The sequence below is a fragment of the Sulfuricurvum sp. genome, from assembly GCF_031427015.1.
Classification (GTDB): domain Bacteria; phylum Campylobacterota; class Campylobacteria; order Campylobacterales; family Sulfurimonadaceae; genus Sulfuricurvum.
Window position 1 is genome coordinate 563160 of sequence record NZ_JASJOW010000003.1, and the last position, 19491, is coordinate 582650.

At 42.3% G+C, this 19491-nt stretch carries 21 protein-coding genes and 1 tRNA gene; 9 read left to right on the forward strand and 13 right to left on the reverse strand.

Annotated features, from left to right (window positions below; all coding sequences use genetic code 11):
• Positions 1-29 precede the first annotated feature (29 nt).
• On the forward strand, positions 30-608 hold the full coding sequence (locus RMO68_RS08115; RefSeq protein ID WP_310440226.1) for a bifunctional precorrin-2 dehydrogenase/sirohydrochlorin ferrochelatase: 579 nt from the start codon (positions 30-32) through the stop codon (positions 606-608).
• 5 nt (positions 609-613) lie between these two features.
• On the opposite strand, the gene RMO68_RS08120 is transcribed toward RMO68_RS08115, so the two are convergent.
• From RMO68_RS08120 to RMO68_RS08145, 6 genes are all read right to left on the reverse strand, one after another.
• Entirely contained in the window at positions 614-1414 is an 801-nt protein-coding gene (locus tag RMO68_RS08120) for an ABC transporter ATP-binding protein (protein ID WP_310440227.1), read from the reverse strand.
• A complete protein-coding gene (gene ntrB, locus RMO68_RS08125; RefSeq protein ID WP_310440228.1) occupies positions 1411-2193 on the reverse strand; it encodes a nitrate ABC transporter permease in 783 nt (260 codons plus the stop codon). The genes RMO68_RS08120 and ntrB overlap by 4 nt, the downstream gene beginning before the upstream one ends.
• A gap of 17 nt (positions 2194-2210) precedes the next feature.
• Positions 2211-3494 carry a CmpA/NrtA family ABC transporter substrate-binding protein gene (locus RMO68_RS08130; RefSeq protein WP_310440229.1) on the reverse strand — a complete coding sequence of 428 codons (1284 nt, stop codon included), beginning with the start codon at positions 3492-3494 and terminating at the stop codon, positions 2211-2213.
• A 134-nt stretch (positions 3495-3628) separates the two neighbouring features.
• A complete protein-coding gene (locus RMO68_RS08135; protein ID WP_310440230.1) occupies positions 3629-4054 on the reverse strand; it encodes an Rrf2 family transcriptional regulator in 426 nt (141 codons plus the stop codon).
• 9 nt (positions 4055-4063) lie between these two features.
• Positions 4064-5704: a bifunctional protein-serine/threonine kinase/phosphatase gene (locus RMO68_RS08140; protein WP_310440231.1), complete on the reverse strand. Its 1641-nt coding sequence runs from the start codon at positions 5702-5704 to the stop codon at positions 4064-4066.
• Positions 5704-6981: a nitrate/nitrite transporter gene (locus RMO68_RS08145; RefSeq protein WP_310440232.1), complete on the reverse strand. Its 1278-nt coding sequence runs from the start codon at positions 6979-6981 to the stop codon at positions 5704-5706. Before RMO68_RS08145 ends, RMO68_RS08140 begins: the two co-directional genes overlap by 1 nt.
• Positions 6982-7178: 197 nt before the next feature.
• Between RMO68_RS08145 and RMO68_RS08150 the strand changes: the two genes are divergently transcribed.
• The 4 genes from RMO68_RS08150 (at position 7179) to RMO68_RS08165 (ending at position 10531) form a co-directional block, all read left to right on the forward strand.
• Positions 7179-7385, forward strand: a complete 207-nt coding sequence (locus RMO68_RS08150) for a hypothetical protein (RefSeq protein ID WP_310440233.1) — start codon at positions 7179-7181, stop codon at positions 7383-7385.
• Between the two features lie 135 nt (positions 7386-7520).
• Positions 7521-8072 carry a response regulator gene (locus RMO68_RS08155; RefSeq protein ID WP_310440234.1) on the forward strand — a complete coding sequence of 184 codons (552 nt, stop codon included), beginning with the start codon at positions 7521-7523 and terminating at the stop codon, positions 8070-8072.
• A 104-nt stretch (positions 8073-8176) separates the two neighbouring features.
• Positions 8177-8251: transfer RNA gene (locus RMO68_RS08160), tRNA-Glu, on the forward strand.
• A gap of 141 nt (positions 8252-8392) precedes the next feature.
• The gene (locus RMO68_RS08165) at positions 8393-10531 is read left to right on the forward strand and encodes an EAL domain-containing protein (protein ID WP_310440235.1); all 2139 of its coding nucleotides are present in this window, start codon (positions 8393-8395) and stop codon (positions 10529-10531) included.
• An 8-nt stretch (positions 10532-10539) separates the two neighbouring features.
• On the opposite strand, the gene RMO68_RS08170 is transcribed toward RMO68_RS08165, so the two are convergent.
• Positions 10540-11298, reverse strand: coding sequence for a M15 family metallopeptidase (locus RMO68_RS08170; RefSeq protein ID WP_310440236.1), 759 nt, complete (start codon positions 11296-11298; stop codon positions 10540-10542).
• Between the two features lie 139 nt (positions 11299-11437).
• Here RMO68_RS08170 and amrA point away from each other — a divergent pair, with 139 nt between their 5' ends.
• The 3 genes from amrA to RMO68_RS08185 are packed head-to-tail and all read left to right on the forward strand — an operon-like array spanning position 11438 to position 13868.
• The gene (amrA, locus tag RMO68_RS08175) at positions 11438-11998 is read left to right on the forward strand and encodes an AmmeMemoRadiSam system protein A (protein WP_310440237.1); all 561 of its coding nucleotides are present in this window, start codon (positions 11438-11440) and stop codon (positions 11996-11998) included.
• A complete protein-coding gene (gene amrB, locus RMO68_RS08180; RefSeq protein WP_310440238.1) occupies positions 11988-12788 on the forward strand; it encodes an AmmeMemoRadiSam system protein B in 801 nt (266 codons plus the stop codon). Before amrA ends, amrB begins: the two co-directional genes overlap by 11 nt.
• A 60-nt stretch (positions 12789-12848) precedes the next feature.
• Positions 12849-13868: a hypothetical protein gene (locus RMO68_RS08185; RefSeq protein ID WP_310440239.1), complete on the forward strand. Its 1020-nt coding sequence runs from the start codon at positions 12849-12851 to the stop codon at positions 13866-13868.
• A 5-nt stretch (positions 13869-13873) separates the two neighbouring features.
• On the opposite strand, the gene RMO68_RS08190 is transcribed toward RMO68_RS08185, so the two are convergent.
• From RMO68_RS08190 to RMO68_RS08210, 5 genes are read right to left on the reverse strand one after another with little or no spacing between them, the layout of a single operon-like run.
• Entirely contained in the window at positions 13874-14191 is a 318-nt protein-coding gene (locus RMO68_RS08190; RefSeq protein WP_310440240.1) for a hypothetical protein, read from the reverse strand.
• Complete coding sequence (gene ald / locus RMO68_RS08195; protein WP_310440241.1) at positions 14188-15285, reverse strand: alanine dehydrogenase; 1098 nt, start codon at positions 15283-15285, stop codon at positions 14188-14190. Before ald ends, RMO68_RS08190 begins: the two co-directional genes overlap by 4 nt.
• A complete protein-coding gene (locus RMO68_RS08200; RefSeq protein ID WP_310440242.1) occupies positions 15282-16484 on the reverse strand; it encodes a nitroreductase family protein in 1203 nt (400 codons plus the stop codon). The genes ald and RMO68_RS08200 overlap by 4 nt, the downstream gene beginning before the upstream one ends.
• Positions 16477-16911 (reverse strand): ankyrin repeat domain-containing protein, encoded by a 435-nt coding sequence (locus RMO68_RS08205; protein WP_310440243.1) that lies wholly within the window; start codon positions 16909-16911, stop codon positions 16477-16479. The genes RMO68_RS08200 and RMO68_RS08205 overlap by 8 nt, the downstream gene beginning before the upstream one ends.
• Before the next feature lie 18 nt (positions 16912-16929).
• Positions 16930-17478 (reverse strand): redoxin family protein, encoded by a 549-nt coding sequence (locus tag RMO68_RS08210; protein WP_310440244.1) that lies wholly within the window; start codon positions 17476-17478, stop codon positions 16930-16932.
• 138 nt (positions 17479-17616) lie between these two features.
• On the opposite strand from RMO68_RS08210, the gene RMO68_RS08215 reads away from it, so the two are divergent.
• Complete coding sequence (locus RMO68_RS08215) at positions 17617-19254, forward strand: sigma 54-interacting transcriptional regulator (protein WP_310440245.1); 1638 nt, start codon at positions 17617-17619, stop codon at positions 19252-19254.
• 19 nt (positions 19255-19273) lie between these two features.
• On the opposite strand, the gene nifT is transcribed toward RMO68_RS08215, so the two are convergent.
• A complete protein-coding gene (gene nifT / locus RMO68_RS08220; protein ID WP_310440246.1) occupies positions 19274-19486 on the reverse strand; it encodes a putative nitrogen fixation protein NifT in 213 nt (70 codons plus the stop codon).
• Between the last annotated feature and the right edge of the window lie 5 nt (positions 19487-19491).

Here is a 19491-nt window from a genome sequence, read left to right on the forward strand (position 1 = left end):
TTTAATCAATTTAGTGCAAAGGATTGACAATGGCACTTTTTCCGATGTTCGTAGATTTAAAAGATCAAAATTGTGTGGTCATTGGAGCAGGGGAGGTGGCATTGCGTAAAATTGAGCAGTTAGTGAAGTTCTCACCCGCCCTGAGTATCATTGCACCCGAAATTCATCCTGAGATTCGTGCTCTTGCTAAAGAATATCCGATGACTCTGATAGATCGCAAATATGAGCTCAGTGATTGTGAGGGGCGTTTTTTAGTGATCGGTGCATTGGATGATTTGAGTGAACAAGAAAAAATCTATCATACGTGTATGATGAGCAAAACACCGGTTAATTGTGTCGACTCTCCCGCATTGTGCAGTTTTATCTTTCCGGCGCTTATCGTCGAGGGAGATTTGTGTGTCGGGATCAATACGACAGGCAAAGCTCCTGCGGTGAGTTCGGCGTTACGGAAATTTTTAACGTCGATGATACCGGCTGGGATTCATGATTTGATTGATGAAGTTCATGCGATCCGTCAGAGTGAGCCGGTGGGTAAACCCCGACAGGAGAAGATAATTCAGATGTGTACAGAGTTTTTTGATGGAATGATTCCCCTCAAAAGAGGGTAAGGTTTTTATTCATCTTCTTTGGCAAATTTTGAGTATAAAAACTCGATGATCGCGCCACGACATCGTAGGTACTCAGGATTATTCTGAAGTTCCAAACGATTCCGCGGTCGCGGAAGGTTCACTTCCAAAATTTCCCCGATGGTTGCCTCAGGACCGTTCGTCATCATGATGACTCGGTCACTGAGGAGTACTGCTTCATCCACATCATGGGTGATAATGACGACGGTATTACCCGTTTGCATCTGTATCCGCATCAAATGATCTTGCAGATTAGCACGAGTGAGCGAATCGAGTGCTCCAAATGGCTCATCCATAAGGAGCACTTTTGGCTCGATGGAGAGGGCACGGGCGATACCGACACGCTGTTTCATCCCACCGCTGATCTCACCGGGGTATTTGTCTTTGGCATGATCGAGATTAACCATCTGGATGTATTTCATCACATGATCGCGGATTTCACTGTTGCTCAAATCTTCGCCGAGTACTTTACGCACTGCCATCTCGATATTTTGATAGACACTTAACCATGGAAGCAAAGAGTGGTTTTGAAACACTACCGCTCGCTCCGGTCCGGGAGCGAGAATGTGTTTGTCCTCGAGCAAAATAGTCCCGTGCGAGATCGTATCGAGTCCCGCAATGAGGTTGAGGATCGTCGATTTTCCGCATCCTGAGTGTCCGATGATCGAGACAATCTCATTTTCACGGATATCAAGCTGGACATTTCGAAGGGCAACATACTCTTTACCACCGCCGAGAGGGAAAATCTTATCGACATGATCGATTTTTAAAAAAGGTTTTGCACTCATTTGAGTCCTCGCTTACGGTAATCAAAGAAATCGGCGATCAGCCCCATCAGCGCATCGAGGATATACCCGATAACTCCGATGAGGAGTATCCCGATAATAATATGAGAGTAGTTGAGATTGTTATACTCATCCCAAATCCAAAATCCGATCCCTACGCCTCCGGTGAGCATCTCAGCCGCGACGATAACCAGCCATGCGATCCCCAGTGAAAGCCTCATCCCCGTAAAGATAAAGGGGACGGCAACAGGGAGGATGATCTGAAATACCTTCTCAAACGCGCTAAGTTGAATGACACGCGCGACGTTGAGATAATCCTCGCTGACGCTCCGTACACCCAGCGCCGTATTGATGATAATCGGCCAAATCGAGGTGACGAAGATGACGAAAATCGCCGTCGTGTTGACCTCTTTGAATACAAACAGTGCCAACGGCAACCATGCGAGGGGTGAAACGGGTTTTAGAATTTGAATGTAGGGATTGAATGCCGTATAAGCACTTTTGCTCATCCCGATCAACAATCCCACCGGAACACCCACAGCGATAGCGAGGGCAAATCCGCCAAACACACGAGCCAGTGAATTACCCAGTTGCAGAGCAATCCCCTGATCTCCCGCACCGTTGTTGTAAAACGGATCGGAGAGGACGATGAGGAGTTCACTCCATACTTCGCTAGGCGGGGGGAACCCCGGTATCTGAGCGGCAATAGCCGACCAAATCGCGATTACTACACCAAAAAGGAGCAGTGGTAAAAGGACGACATTGATATATTTTGAAACCATAATGTACTCCTTTGGCGTTATTTCGCGGATACTTTCCAATTATTCACTTTTAGGAGTGCTTCTTTGGTGATTTTCGGCGATTTGATCGGAGCGTTGTAGATGTAATCAACTGCTTTGTTTGGATCGAAGGTTACACCGTCGATGAATTTTTTCTCCACTTTCCATTGTGTAGAAGGAAGTGCATAATTGACCTCTTTAGCCGCTTTCGCGAACAAATCAGGGCGATAAACGCTCTCAACGACTTTTTTCATATCGACAGGTTTGTCAAGTTGCCCCCAACGGATCATTTGGGTTACTTGCCATAAACCGTGGCTGTAGTAGGGATAAAGAGCCTGTTTTTTACTAAAAACGTTAAAGTTCGGCATAGGGGTATTAACTCCGTTGGTGAACATATACGTTCCTGTCATCGAGTTATCGATAACGTCCGTCGGTGCGTTGACATAAGATTTGGATGAGAGGATTTTGGATGCCTCTTTACGGTTGTCCCATGATGCATCGAGCCACACACCCGCTTCGATCACCGCTTTGATCATTGCTTTGGTTGTTTCAGGATTCTTATCGGCAAACGCTTTTTGAACACCGAGCACTTTTTCCGGTCCGTTTTCCCAAAGTTGATATCCTGTGACGACGGTTTTACCGATATTTCCCATAACGGCACGTTGATTCCACGGTTCACCGACACAGTAGCCATCGATATTTCCTGCCGTCATGTTGGCGACCATTTGTGGTGGCGGAACGACTTTTAGCGCGACATCGGTATCAGGATTAACCCCACCTGCAGCCATCCAGTAGCGTACATGGTAGTTATGCGTACCCGTAGGGAACGTCATCCCAAACTCAGGAACTCCCATCGTTTTACTAGCGATCACTTTTTTGAGGGCTACGGCTGAGCCTTTTTTGGTAGCCGCTGGGTCTGCTGCCATCATTGCATCGTACATTTTGTTTGATACGCTGATCGCATCGCCGTTTTGACCCAGTGCCATAAGGGCAACCATATCTTTCTTGGTACTTCCGACACCGAGTGTCGTCGCGATTGGCATAGCAGCGAGCATGTGCGATGCATCGAGCTCACCCACCGTCATTTTGTCACGGACGTTTGCCCATGAAGCCTCTTTGCTTAGCTCGACATTCAAACCGTGTTTGGCAAAGAACCCTTTTTCTTTTGCGATAACCAAAGCTGCACAATCGGTCAATGGGATAAATCCGATTTTGAGATCTTTTTTCTCGGGTGCCGCCATCGCTATGGAAGCAGCTAGTGATAACACTAACGCACTTTTTCCTAAAATATTTAAGCTTTTCATGGGAACTCCTTATTAAGACTATTTTGTCTGAAATAATTGTAGAGTAAAAAGTCTTAATAAGATACAAGCTATTGATTAAAAAATAATCATTCAGCTGTATATTTAAAATGTTTGTTGGAAAATAAGGAAAAGTTCTAAATTCGTTTAATTTTTCGGTGGAGTAGGTCTTCGGTTATTTCACTCAGGCGCATTGCCGAATACATCTCCAGCATCTCTTGACGCCACACGTCCCATTGGGCATGGAGTGCACACGGTTTTTCTGCTTCGCAATCTCCGATTCCCAGTACACATGCATCAAAAAATGTTGTTCCATCGACGGCTTCGATAATTGAGAGGAGGGTGATATCAGATGCCGTGCGAGATAGGGTAACTCCCCCTGCAGCACCGCGCTGAGAGATGAGAATTCCGGCATGTACCAGCTTTTGGAGTGATTTAGCCATAAAATGGAAAGGGAGTTCCAATGCTTCGCTGATCTCTTGGATTCGATGAAACTCTCCGGAGGGTTTGGTGGAGAGCCATACGGCTGCACGAATCGTATCTTGGCAAGCAGAAGAGAGCATTAAAAACCTTTATTTAGTGACATAGAGATAAAAAGTGATAATCTCTAATAGGAATAGTATTATAAACGCTGTTTTATAAAAGGTAACAGGGGAACGTTCGATCAAAGGGGTTGTAGAGGAAAAAAAAGGTTTTACTTTTTTAGGATCTTTCAGATCGTAAAAAAATTCAGAATAATGTCGATAACGCTGATCGGGTGAGATAGCGATGGAGCGCATAATCACTGAATCAAGCCATAAAGGGATATTTTTATTGATTTCAGAGGGGCGGATGGGTGATTTAAAGGAAGGAGTTTGAAACGGCTCAATCTCTCCGTAAGGAAATTTTCCGCTAAGAGCCCAGTAAAGCGTTACACCGATTGAGAAAATTTCGGTTGATTCGTTAATAACACTCTCACTAAATCGCTCAGGTGCGAGATACGTTGGCGTTCCTGCGCGGTTATTGAGAGAAAATATTTCGACTATAGAGCCAAAATCAACCATTTTAAATTCGACTCCCGCTTCACCGTCTCGTTGGTAAACGAGGATATTCTCAGGCTTTATATCCCCATGAACGAGTCCTAAATGGAGCAGATGAGCTTCGGCTTTATGGAGAAATTTTCCCAAAGCTATGGCATTATCCACCGACAGTGTGCGGTTTTTGAGATACTCTAATAGATTTACCCCCTCTACCAGTTCCATTAGATAGTAGCGCATGCTACGCACCTGCGGAACCCACGCATGACCGAAAGCTTTGTGGGTAATCTGTTTGGCATACCATGCTTCACGGACAAAGGCATCGAGTGCGTCCTCATCATCCGCTTTTAGAGGAAATTTCATCACATAGAGTTCTGAGTCTTTACGTACTTTCCATATACGTTTGTGCTCCATCATAGGAGAGAGGAGGGTATAGCCGTCGATGATTTGTCCCTCATTCAGTGTTTCGGGAATGACAAGTGGGGCATGTTTGATCGCATAGAGCGGATCGAGGGATTCGACACGAAAAATCTGGAGAGAGATATCATCCCGATCTTTGGGATCACAATTTTGGGCTGCATTGTGGATGATGCTCGAGGCACCTAACCCTTTTTTGAGTAGATCGATAAAGAGAGATTCATCCATTATATTATAAACCCCGTCACTGCACAGTATCAGAGTATCACCGACACCGATAGGGGTAGAGAGTATCTCCGGTTCAACATTTTCACTCAATCCGCATGCAGAGGTCAAAACATGGGACATGTACTCATCATCCATCGTATGATCGACGCTGAGGCGTAGAAGTTCTCCAGCAGAGCGCAATAAATAGATCCGTGAATCACCGAGATTGAGGGTGTAGAGACTCTCCCCTTCGATGACGGCAAGGCAGAGTGTCGTGAGAAGTTCGATCTTCCCGTACTGGGTCATTGACTCTTTAAAGAGGAGGGAGTTGATATGGCGGGTAAAGACTTCCATCGTTTTAGGGATATCCCAAGCCCTCGGGCGGTTTTTGAACTGATCGATGAAAAATTTGACACATTGACGGGCGGCAGTCCCCCCACGTGCGGCACTTCCGACTCCATCGCATAATACGCTCACCAGCAAAGCATTATCGATAATACTGTACGCACAGGCATCATCGCCTGTGGTGGTATCTTTGGGGAGGATGAATTCGGAAGATTGCACTTTTAGCATTAAATTCTTGCTCCTGATGTAGCGCCCCATGTCGTACGCCATCGTGTTTTAACTAGACTGATTCCACTGATGGCGATCATTGTCATCACTGCAAAGATGATAAATCCGGCAGTGTAGCCATCAAAGGCACCTTGTGACCATCCGAAGGTTTTGATGAGAGCCGTACCGCCCAAACCGCCAGCCATACCGATCAGACCGGTCATCACACCGATATCTTTTCCGAAGCGCTGCGGTACGAGTTGGAACACCGAACCGTTCGCCATTCCCAGATTCGCCATAATGAGAAACATCACGACAATCGCTGCCCAAAACGGCAATGTGACAAATGCACTGATAAGAGCAAGGATTACAATACTGCCATAAAAAACATAAAGCGATTTAATCCCCCCCATTTTATCGGCAACGGCTCCACCTACCGGACGAAGCAACGCACCGGCAAAAATACAGAGCGCACCGAAATATCCGGCGATTACTTTGACATTGCTCTCATCCATGACATTCAGACCAAAAGCTGACATATCGGCTTGGTAGGTATTCATCAGATACACTTTCATATAGTTGGCAAAACCGATAAATCCTCCAAAGCTGACGGCATAAAAGAGGTTAAACCACCATGTATCACGATCACGCATCAGTTTCATATAATCGCCGAGTTTTTTTGGATTGGCTTTATACACCGACGAGGGAGCATCTTTAGCCATAAACATATACGCGATGAGGACGATAAAGGATAATACGCCACCGACGAGAAAAACCGATGGCCATCCCCAAATCTCGGCAATCTTCGGGGCGAACAAAAAGTCGATGACCACACCGATATTACCGGCACCCGCGATCCCTAAAACCGTCCCTTGCAGACGGGGAGGGTACCATTGTCCCGCTTGAGGCAGCGCTACGGCGAATGAAGCCCCTGCGAAGCCTAATCCCAATGCCACGAATAACAACTGATCATACGTGATGCTCTCAGCCGCTAGGTATCCGTAAAACAGTGTCGCGATAACAATCACCTGCGAGACCAAAGCCGTCTTTTTAGGCCCGAATTTATCGACGAAAATCCCTAATACCAGACGTAAAATTGCCCCCGCTAGAACCGGAACTGCGAGGAGTGTCGCCGTCTGATCGTCATTCATCGAAAAGCCGCGTGAGCTAAGAGACTCATTGATCTCAGTAGCCAAAGGCCCCAACATCGTCCACATCATAAAACTAAAGTCAAAATACAAAAAGGCGGCAAACAGCGTCGGCCAGTGTCCCTCTTTTTTTAAATCACCGAATTTCATCTCTTCCCCTAATTAGGATTTTTTTATCTGAAATAATTGTAGTCGATTAAACAGCATGATGCATACGAATGAATGATTAAAAAATAAACAGGTGATATAAACATAGACATACGGCTTTCCGTATAACGTACATTTTGAATATAATATATATTATGTTAACCAAATAGAATTCAGGTGAGTTAAGTTACACTTTTAATATGGAATCTACAAAAGAACAACTTATCCTCGATATCGAAAACCTCCTGAACCGCTACGATGGGGTCAGTCCAACCCATATTAATCCTGAACTCTTACAGTTTTTAGACCGACAAACACTTCTGAGCATTATTGATTCAATATTACGACAGCAGGAAAAAACGAATGAATCAAACGTAGAATGGCTTGAACAGTTTAAACAATATTGATCACAAAAACGGTTATTGTAATAATTCTACCTAAAATTGTTTTTTTAAGGTAATGCTAAAAAATATGATCTATAATTACAACAATTAACCACAGCTACATTTTTTAACATGTTGCTGAAAAAAAAGGATATATACATGTCATCGAACGTAGATCTCATCCAGCTTACCGAACAGACCAAAAAACTAACCGCTATGGTCGTTGAAGACGAAGTTGTAGCCAATGACCTTTTAAGTTCAACCTTCAAAAACTTTTTTGCAGAAGTAACTTCAGCTTACAATGGAGCTGAAGCGCTTCGTATGTATGAAAAAATCAATCCAGATATCATTTTCGTTGATATCATCATGCCTGAAATCGATGGTATTGAGCTTGCTCGTCGTATCCGTTCAATCAATCCTTCACAAATCATTATCGTTATCTCGGCAAGCAATGACATTCAAAAAATCTCTGAATCAATTGAAGTGGGTGTCAATAGTTTCATCCAAAAACCGATCGATACCAAGAAAATTCTTGAAATGCTTCAAAACATTACAAGTTTAGTGGCTAAACGTAAAAAAATTGAAACTAAAACTTTTTCAATCTCATTGCCTTTAGATGTCTATGAATTGGTTGACGATAATGCAAAAGCAGAAAGCATCTCTAAAAATGCGGTTATTATCCGCGCACTTCGTTCTTTCTACAACAACTAACCTCCCCTCTTCCCGCTATGCGGGAAAACATTCTCCAAATTTAGCTTTTTTTCAGCAATAGATTTGTATAATTTCAGCTCAGGTTTACCTGATCTTATCAATACGGCCCCATCATCTAATGGTTAGGATTCCAGATTTTCATTCTGGCCATACGAGTTCGAATCTCGTTGGGGTCACCACTTTAAACTCACAAAATCCTCTTGCTAATTTTTTATCTATAATGAATTGTTCTGTATCGATAGTAAATGCAACATATTTGCGACACTACCGCAGTATAATTAATAGTAGAATATTTTTAGATATTAAGAGAAAATAGAATTATGAATTTAAAAAATAAAATATTATTCTCAACCACCTTTTTAATATCCCTCTTTTTTATTATCCTCATCTTTTTTTGGCAATACAATACTCAAAAACTGGAAACTTTACAAAAAATCAGAATTAATGAATTCCAATCAACATTCAACGAAGTATTATCCTTTAAAAGCAGCCCCTATAAAATTATCAATTACGATTATTCTTATTGGGATGAAATGATCAATTTTGTAAAAACCAAAGATGAAGTATGGGCTAAGTTCAACCTTGAAGAACCCATGCACAATTATAAATTCGACTATACTTTAGTCTACGATAATCATAAAAATCTTATCTACTACAACCAATATGATAGTAAGCTTGCGAGTCTAAAAAATAAAATCCCGCTTTCTACTTTAGATAGTAAAAAAGTATTCTTTTCAAACTACTTTTTGTTGATAGATGGAAAACTCATTCAAATATTTTCTGCCCCCATACAACCCTCAATAGACACATATAGAAAAGCGGCTCCTCAAGGTTATTATGTTATCGGAAAAATCTGGGACAAAGCATACATAGATGATCTGGAAAATATCACTAAACAAAGTATATCGATTACCAGTGAAACAGGAAACTACGATTTCTTTTTTCCATTATTGTCCTACGATAAAAAACATATAGCACATTTGGGAATCACACTAAATTCGACAACGACGGACATCGTTAATCATATTTTTAAAAATCAGTTGTATTTGATTTTTATCATGGGTCTGGTTTTTTTATTTTTCTTAGGAAACATCTTATTTCGAACTATCATCAGGCCGCTCAAGGAGATCACCGATACGATCAACAATAAAGAGAGTGAAAAATTATCAAAACTTTTAGCCCAAAAAGATGAGATAGGAGAAGTGGCAAGGGCCATAGACGACTACTTCATTCAAACCGAACGTATCATAAGACAAACTACCGATCCCTTGACGGGCCTTCCTAATAGACAACAACTCACGGAAGACCTCGAAATCAAAGGGGTGAAACAACTCCTTATGCTCATTAACATTAAAAAATTTAGAAATATTAATGAATCGTACGGCTACGACATCGGAGATACTATTTTACAAATATTTTCGAAGAGGCTTACTAGTATCTTGGAGAATCATGAAAAAGCGTACAGAGTCTCCGCAGATGAATTTGCAATCCTTTCCCTAGAAAATTATGAAGAAAAAATACAATTAAAGCGTAGCAAGATCATTCGATGTATCGAAAATGATCCCTTTAGTATCGGTGAGCTGAAACTGAATATAAATGTATTCATTGCACTAGCGCAAGGAGATGAGAACCTCCGAAGAAAATGCGATATTGCCTTGCATTATGCAAAAGAACATAACATATCGTTTATCAACTTTAATACCAATACCCAAATCGTAGATGAACTACAAAAGTCAAAAGAGTTAACCGCAATGATTCAAAAGGCCATCACTAAAAAGCAAATAAAGCCTTTTGGACAAAAAATTCACAATATTTTGGATAACAGTTATAAAATTGAAACATTAATGCGTATCATCGATGAACACAACCGGATAATATCCCCTACAATATTCTTAGAGCAGTCCAAAATAGCCGGTTTATATACCCAACTTACTCTGCAGATGATGGAAGGGGTTTTTGAACATTTTCGACATAACACCCTTGATTTTTCCATCAATATCACGTTTGAAGATATGCTCAATTATGAAGTCACTTCTTATTTTTTCAATTCGATAAAAACCTATAAAATGCAAGGAAGAGTTATTATCGAACTCGTAGAGAGTGAGCGGATTGACTCATCAAATAGTGAAATTTGCCAATTTATCCAAAAAGCGAAAGAGTTTGGATGCAGAATCTCCATTGACGATTTTGGGAGCGGATATTCTAATTTTAACTATCTGGTCAATATGAAAGCAAATTTTTTGAAAATAGACGGCAGTTTGATTCAGAATATCGATACAGATGACAATGCGTACCTAACGGTCAAGTCAATCGTTTCACTGGCAAAAGAGCTTAACATAAAGGTTGTAGCTGAATTTATCCATTCTGAAAATATTTTTGATATTGTACGATCACTCGATATTGAGCTATTCCAAGGAAATTATTTGCACGAAGCGGAACCGATTCAGAATATCATTTGATAGTTTGATTATGCAGTCCCGTTTCCGCTTGTTACCTTAATGTGCCACGGCTCGTAGCGTACACCGTAAGGGTTCCCGCTCGTATAGCGTATCGTGATATATCCACCGTCATGAAGCTTTTTAAAAACATCGGTTTCTTGAAATTTTTCACTAAAGTTACCATGACCAAGACCTACTTTTCCGATATCGAAATCCCCGACACTGTGAAATGTAAAGCCAGGTGGAGCGATAGAAGTAGAGACCATCCGCAGATTGCCCCCCTCACTCACCATTTTTTTTAGAAAAAGATGGAGTTGCTTAACAGGTGCACGAACACCGGAAGTGAGGATAAGATCTTTACCGATAAGGGATTTGATCGTTGCATACTTCTCAGTTGCGGCACCCCGTAATAGAAAATGTCCTGATTTTTTGATGTATACTATATCTTTTTCGGGAATTACCGCCGTCAAACGCGGTACCGTTCGCTCACCGTAAAATCCATAACGGCGGGGATCACTGTAAAAAATGGTTTCAATATAGCCGATTTCAGAAGGGGTAAGTCCTTTTTTACAATGCAAAGCTATCTTTAGCATCTCATCGAAACTGATCGTATTAAATTTCACATATCCGACATGATCTTGGACGGTATTTAACTTATCTAATAAAGTTTTTATAACCGGAGAGACGGACTTTATTGAATGAGAAGAAGGGATAAACTCTTCTGCTGATCCTAATGCAAAGGAACTACTGTATGCAACCGCTAACGATAAAAACGATCTTCTATCCATTGTTTTTCTTTGTTTACTAATTCTTATTACTCTATATCGTACTATCTTACCTAATTATCAAAGAATTTTGATTAAAAAGTTGTGTAAAATTGTTCTTAACATCTATTTTCTCTAAAAAAAACTCCTGTGAGGTAAAAAAATGGACGCTTCGATTTATATTCAAATTGCTAAAACAGCAATTCAGGAACATTTTGATGGCATACCTATTAATAAAAGTGCTTACATATCCGCTTATCCTGAACTTTCATTAAAAAAGGCATCTTTTGTAACTTTGACATTAGAGAAACGGTTGCGAGGATGTATCGGATCGATTATTGCACATCGTCCTCTTATCGATGATTTGATATCGAATGCTCGCTCTGCCGCATTTCATGATCCCCGCTTTTCTCCTCTGAATAAAGATGAATTTTCTAAAATTTCGATAGAAGTTTCCATTTTAACGGATCCGCATGAGGTAGCGTATCAAAATAGAATCGATCTTGCTCAAATCATTCGTCCGGAAATCGATGGGGTTATTTTACGCTTAGGCAATTACCAAGCAACATTTCTACCGCAAGTGTGGGAAGAACTTACCGATTTCGAATCTTTTTTTACCCATTTAGGGGTTAAGGCGGGATTAGGAAGTGATCCTATCGCTTATCACCCCGATATCTATACGTATCAAGTTCAAAAATATAAGGAGGAATCCGATGACTCTTAGACATATGAGCGTATCAGGAAGCTTTTATCCTACCGATGCCGATGAAATCAAAAAGATGATAGAGCATTTCAACACGATTTTAGCGTCTCATCCCGACATAATTAAACGCTTCGCCTCTCTGCACACTAATGCGATTATCGTACCGCATGCGGGATGGGTATATTCGGGATTTACCGCAAATATCGCTTTTCGTATTCTTTCCGATTCCAAACCTCAGACTCTTGTTGTCATCGGACCATCACACCGTGTCGGATTTGATGGGATTAGCATTGCAGATACGGAGTTTTATCAGACTCCTTTAGGAGATATTGAAATCGATAGGGATCTTGTCCAAGAGTTAATGCAGCACTATGCCCTCCCCTATTTTCCTCAAGCACATCACGAACACAGTACCGAAGTACAGATGCCGTTTATCAAACACTATTTCCCCGAAATAAAAGTAATCGAGCTTGTCTATGCGTATGCTGAGCCCTCTTTGCTTGAACCGATTATCGATTATTGTTTAGCCAAAAAAGATACCGCAGTTGTTATCAGCACCGATTTAAGCCACTTCTATTCAGTCGATAGGGCAAAACAACTCGATGCAATCTGTTTAGAAGCGATTCAAAATGAAAATACGGATACTTTGCATCAAGGGTGCGAAGCATGTGGAATGATAGGAGTAGAAGCGATGTTATCCGTCGCACGGAAAAAAGCACTTCAGAGTGTTATCCTAGATTATCGTACCAGCGCCGATGCAAGCGGAGATACTTCCCGTGTAGTCGGGTATGCGAGTGTAGCTTTTTGTTAAGCGGGTTAGCTATAATTCGCTTAATAAAAGAGAATACTCTTTGTAAGCGAGGAAGAACCATTGCAGAGTGAAGAATTGATTGCAAGAACCACAAAGCATCTCCGTGGTCTTTTGAGTGAAGCATTTCATCACAGCGATTCAGAGAATGCCGTCGTGGTCTATGACACACGGTGTCTGATCGCGACACTTTTGATGGAGGGGTACAAACGTGCCCTCCCCCATGCACGATTAATCAATTTTGATGAATATGAACCTGCAGAGGTTCGAGCACAGTTAGAAGCTCTGAACCCTTCTGATTTGGTGGTGTTGATCCAATCAACCAATTTCCGCCTCGATGCATTTCGCTTGCGTGTCGAGCTCTTTAAACTCAAACTCAAAGTGATTGAGCATCCGCATCTCAGCCGTATGTCAGATGATGAAGCGTCATATTTTATCGATTCGTTGGAATATGACAAGGATTATTACCGTCCTCTCGGTCGTACCCTCCAGTCTAAAATAGACAGCGCACCGATGGGGGTACTCGACAGCGGCGGAGAGCTGTTGGTTTATGGTTCACCGTTCGAGTCTGCCAAAGTCAATATCGGAGATTACACGGGATTACCGAATTGGGGTGGTCAGTTCCCTCTGGGGGAAGTATTTACCGAAGCGCAAGATCTCAGAGCCGTTCACGGACGGGTCAAAATCTATTGTTTCGGGGACGTAACCTATAAAATCAACACCCCTGAAACTCCTATTACCCTCATTATCGAAGAGGGGCAAGTGGTTGCGTGCGAAAACTCGACCCCTGCATTTGATCTGATATTATCTAATATACGACGAGATGAGGGGGGAGTCGTTTGGATACGAGAACTCGGTTTCGGTCTTAACAGAGCCTTTAGCAAAACACGTACGGTAGCTGATACGGGAACGTATGAGCGGATGTGCGGGGTTCACATATCATTGGGAGCGAAACACGGTACCTACGGTAAACCCGGATTTAAACGCCGAGACGGACTCTACCACGTCGATGTTTTTGCCGATACCCATACCTTTTCACTCGGAGCTGAAGTGATCTATAAAGACGGGGCTTTTGTGATTTAAGAATATCAATTCACCCGTAATTGTGTCCGTCCCGTAAACAGTTTCAAAAAATCATAAATATCACTCAGAAAAAAAGCTCGGGTATCTTGATGCTCGAACCTCTGTAGCCAAGCACGTTCTTGGTTGAGTATCCCCCGACACGGAACAACAAACTCTTCACGCGGCAAAAGAGGCTTGAGAATACCGCAATCGTTTATCGCATGAACCACCGCATCAAATAGCTCATCAAGGCGATCATCTTCATCGTAATGATAAAGCTTCCCATCCATTTTATAAAAACGATAGATGGCTAGTATCTCGTGTGCTTTATCCATTTCATTCATGCAAAAGCCTTATAGGAAATTGAGTGAGCGACGGCTACCGCTTCATTGGTAACATCCCCCTCATACGTGTTCAATGCACTTAAATAGATTTCATCTTTTAACAAAATATCCAGCGGCGTTGAAGCAATTTTAAGGGCATATGGCAAAGTTGCGTTTGTTAATGCAACCGTAGAAGTACGAGGATACATCCCCGGCATATTAGCAACGCAATAATGGACAATACCACCTACTTCAAAGGTAGGTTCTGAATGTGTAGTAGCGTGAGAAGTCTCAAAACATCCCCCCTGATCGATGGAGACATCGACAAGGACAGACCCTTTTTTCATCTGTGAGAGCATATCGCGGGTAACAAGTTTAGGAGCCTTTGCCCCGGCTACCAGAACCGTTCCGATAATCAAATCGGCATCTTTAATACTATTTAATATGGTATCGTGCGTCGAATAAAGCATGGTTACATTGGCAGGCATTACATCCCGTAAATACGTTAGCCGCTCGATGTTTATATCAAGCATACTTACCTCTGCGCCCAATCCTGCCGCTGCATCGGCTGCCGATTTACCTGCCACTCCCGCACCTAGGACAACAACACGATTGCGTTCCACCCCTACTGCTCCGCCAAGCAATCGTCCGCTTCCACCGTTATAACGGCCTAGATGAACAGCACCGAATAATGTTGCCATCCGTCCAGCAATCTCGCTCATCGGTTCGAGCAACGGCAATCGTCGCCCTACTCGGAGTGTTTCATAGGCTAAAGCCGTAATTTTTTTCGTACATAGCACTTCAGTCAACCGTTTATCTGCCGCAAGATGAAGATAGGTAAATAGGATTTGCCCCTCTTTAAGTCGATTGTACTCCACCTCTATCGGCTCTTTAACTTTTATGATGATATCGGCTCCGCTATAAATATCATCGGCGTTTTCCCAAATAACTGCACCTGCTGCAACATAAAGAGAGTCATCAAAACCGCTCCCGACTCCGGCATTTTTCTCAACACATACCGTATGACCTGCTTTCACCATCTCTAAAACACCCGCAGGGGTCATACCCACACGAAATTCATCTGTTTTAATCTCTTTTGGAATACCGACAATCATCTCTTTCCCCCTACAGCTACTGCATATATCAGCGGATTGGTTGACCAGTATGAACCCTCTTCATCATAAAATGCACCGATCCCGCTGCATCCGATGTTATGATTTTCACACACCATATAGAGATTCTGTGCATACACTCCTGCTTCAATATGAGAAGAGGCACAAAAATTCTCTGAATAAATCAATAATACCATATTTGCCCCCGCAATAAACCGCTGATCCAAAAGCAGACGGACACACTCAGAGACAAAATTACCCTTCACGGCACATTCCCCGCTACGATATACTCCCAAATGCATACTTTGTGCCTGTAAAACAATTGCAACGATTTCTATCCCTGCGGGAGATGGTTGATTAAGTAACTCCACTATCATATCATCACGCATCAGCGATGCATCGAATTCTCTAGCACTTCGACGGGTAGTATTAAGTTTCAAAAAATCCTCATAGTGAGTGAATACAGGTAGATTCGTATAGATAGAGACCGATTCTATACTAGTGTACAGCTTTTTATTATGTTCCGTATAATCGGTAGGCTGAACGCTCATTAGAGGTTTATAAAGTGGCTTAACGCTGCGTGATGAAGATTCGCCGATTCCATATACTGCCCCAATAACCTCATCATTTCCCATCCCCATAATGGTATTTAACCCCTCAAGAGGAGACATTTTTGTTAAAGTCAGTCCAAAATGTTCTACCGATGTGCCAAGCGTACCGATCTGATGACCAAGATCAAGGTAAAGATAACGCCACGCACGTAATCCATACTTCCAGCTTGAACGAAACGGAACAAGTGACATCATTAAGAGCACTCCGTTAAACCGATGTTCTAAACCCAAAAACGGTTCTATCCCTTCCCCCGCGATCTCCGTTATCATTACCAACTCACCCTTTAAAATGTCCAGATGGTAAATACCGCTGAGTGTTCCGGCTATATTGCGAAGCTGAACATATATCTCAATCGGATGGAGGTTACCTGCAGAGGGTACATTAAGTCGATAATACGGCTTTTGCCCAACTGAGCGCTCATCCGTGATACAACGTGTGTGTTCTAGCCATTGCAGAGAGGGAAAATCGGAGAGTTTTATTCGATAACAAAAGTGGGGATAATGTTTAAAAAGTGATGGTTGGGTATCCCAATCCAAAAAAGTAGTTTTAGCGGCAATCCGTTGAGGTGTAAGGAGTGTCTCCTCACGCACTGCGTAATTCCTTGAATACTGCTCGACTGGTTGCAAGCTCAATAGCACTGAACCCGTCTTCATTTTGCAAAGATGTATCCGCTCCCAATTTTAGAAGTATTTGAACACACTCCAATCGTGAAGCCGAAGCGGCATACATCAGAGCGGTTGTCCCCTCTTCATTCGTATCATTAATATCGGCACCCGCCTCAATCAACAAACGGATCACTTCAGGAGAAGCCGCATAGCAGGCATTAAAAAGAACCCCATTAAAATCATCATTAATTGCATAGAGATTTGCTCCCGCTTCAATAAGACGAGAAACCATCATGGCATTCCCTTCCAATGCGGCAAGGAGTAGCGGAGTATTACCGTTGAAGCCACGAAATTCGAGATCATCGGGATGAAATCCCCGCTCGTTCATCCACGTAATATATTGCTCTACCATGACAAATCCTTTATCTCTTTAGACACCCATCCAGTTTTCGTGGTCGTGCCCTTTTTTCTTGAAGTTAGCCGCTTTATCAACTGCTTCAATGCATTTATCGTAATCCACTTCATCCGTAATCTCAGCAACCACCTCTTTGTAGCTGATCATCCCCTCTTGATCGATGACAAATACCGCACGAGCAAGACGATCTTTGAGTTTCCCCTCCGTTATCAGTAAACCGAATTTTTTTGCAAAGTCCCGATTACTATCGATTACTATTTCAGCACTGTCGATTCCTTCACGAGCTACAAAATCGTTCACAAATTCTGCGTCATCGGTAGTAATCATGACTGTTTTTAGTTTTTTAAACTGTTTGATAAGGTCATTGAATTTTTTAGCACCCAATGAACACACTTCTGTCTTGAGTGAAGGGATAGCAATAAGCAGTTGTGCCGTGGGAGCAATCATCCCAATGACATTTTGACTTCCGTCAAGACTCATGACACGAGCAGCAGGTGCTTCACGCCATATCGTCATCTCTTTTCCCTCTAAAAGTGTCGGTGTTCCATGAACGGTAATCTGCATAATTTCTCCTTTAGGGATATTTTAAAAGTAATGTGCAAAATCAGTTCTACAAATTGCCTATTTTTTATCCATATGAATATCCATTCATTAGACATTTTTGTATTAAAATACTAGATAACTTATGAAAAAGATTAGATTATGATGACTTTTGAAACCAACATCCCCAATCGTGAAGAGTGTCAAACCTGTAGCCTCACCTTTGCGTACAAAGAGATCAATCTTTTGTATGACATTGCCGTGATGTTGACCAGTACCACGGATATCCTTGAGAGTGTCGAAAAAGCTATGCGCCGTCTCAAACAACATGGTTATTTGGAGCGCTGTGCCCTCTTTCGTAAAAAAGAAGATGTGGATGAACTCGAACTCCTTAACTCAATCGATTTAGAACCGTATCAAAAGAAAATGGCAACGTATCGTTTCGGCGAAGGGGCAACCGGTTTGGCTGCTAAGAGCCGTGAGCCTATCGTCATCGAAAATATTCACAACAACATCAATTATCTCAATAAAATGGGAAATATCTCGACGCAAATGGTCTCTTATGTTGCCGTTCCGCTATTACAAGACGATGAGGTAATCGGGGTTATTTCTGCCAATATCGGTAAAGGCAGTCCACTTAATTTCGATGAAATTGTCCGCATGCTCACCATAGTCGGATCCCTTTTTGTCGGTGCATTGAAAGTACAACAAAGTATTACAAAAGAGAAAGAGTCTCTCAGCGAACTCAAAACCTATTACAAAGAAGAGATGCAAAAAGACTACAAATTTGAAAACATTGTAGGACGCTCCACACGGATGCAACAAGTCTTCGGCATGATTAATACCGTCGCTCCCACAGATGCAACGATTTTAATCCGAGGTGAAACGGGAACAGGTAAAGAACTCATTGCAACCGCCGTCCATAATCTCAGCCGCCGTCAAAACGGCCCGTTTATCAAACTTAACTGTGCCGCCATCAGTGAAACCTTACTTGAAAGTGAACTTTTCGGACATGAGAAGGGAGCCTTTACCGATGCGAGAGAGATGCGTAAAGGACGTTTTGAGTTGGCTGATGGTGGGACATTGTTCCTCGATGAAATCGGAGATATCACCCCATCACTCCAAGTAAAATTGCTCCGTATTTTACAAGAGCAGGAGTTTGAGCGAGTGGGCGGAAACAAAACCATTAAAACCAATGTTCGACTCGTTGCCGCTACCAACCGAAATCTCGAAGAGATGGTGCGCAAAGGGGAGTTTAGAGAAGATTTGTTTTACCGTCTCAATGTTATTCCAATCAACCTGCCCCCTTTACGTGAACGCTATGAGGATGTGAAACTGTTGATCGAGCATTATTTACACCGTTTTATGAAAGAGCATCGTAAAAATATGCATTTTACCAAAGGGGCAATGGAGTTGTTACTCGATTATCCGTGGCCGGGTAATATCCGCGAACTTCAAAATACGATGGAGCGGATTGTACTCATCTGTCCTGATGGAGATATCCAACCGGAGATGCTCTCTCATGTACTCCCTTTTAACTACCAAAAGCTCTATATGCAAAGCGAATCCGCACCGATGGCCACTCCAACGCCTATGCAACCGATCTCGCAGCCGATACCTCAACATGAAACACATCTATCGGGGCCGATGACGAAAAAAACCTTACAAGAGCTAGAACGTGATTCCATTGTCCAGGCACTTACCGATTCACACGGTATACAGACAAAAGCAGCCCGTGCACTAGGGATGAGTGCGCGCCAAATCGGCTATAAAATCAAGCAGTACGGGATAGAGGTTTAAACCTAATTTATGCGGAGAATTATTCTCCGCGTCGAACTGCAACCACTTCAGAAGGAAATTTTTTCACACACGGTTCGATAAACCATGTTTCACCGTTAGAAAGCTCCACTTCACCGCCCCATTTGTCTTCCGTATCAAACTCACTTTTGATAATGGTCTCTTCCATATCTTTTTTAGCGACATAAAACGAAATCGCCCCTTTACTATCGTAACGCAACATTACTTTTGCCATTTTAT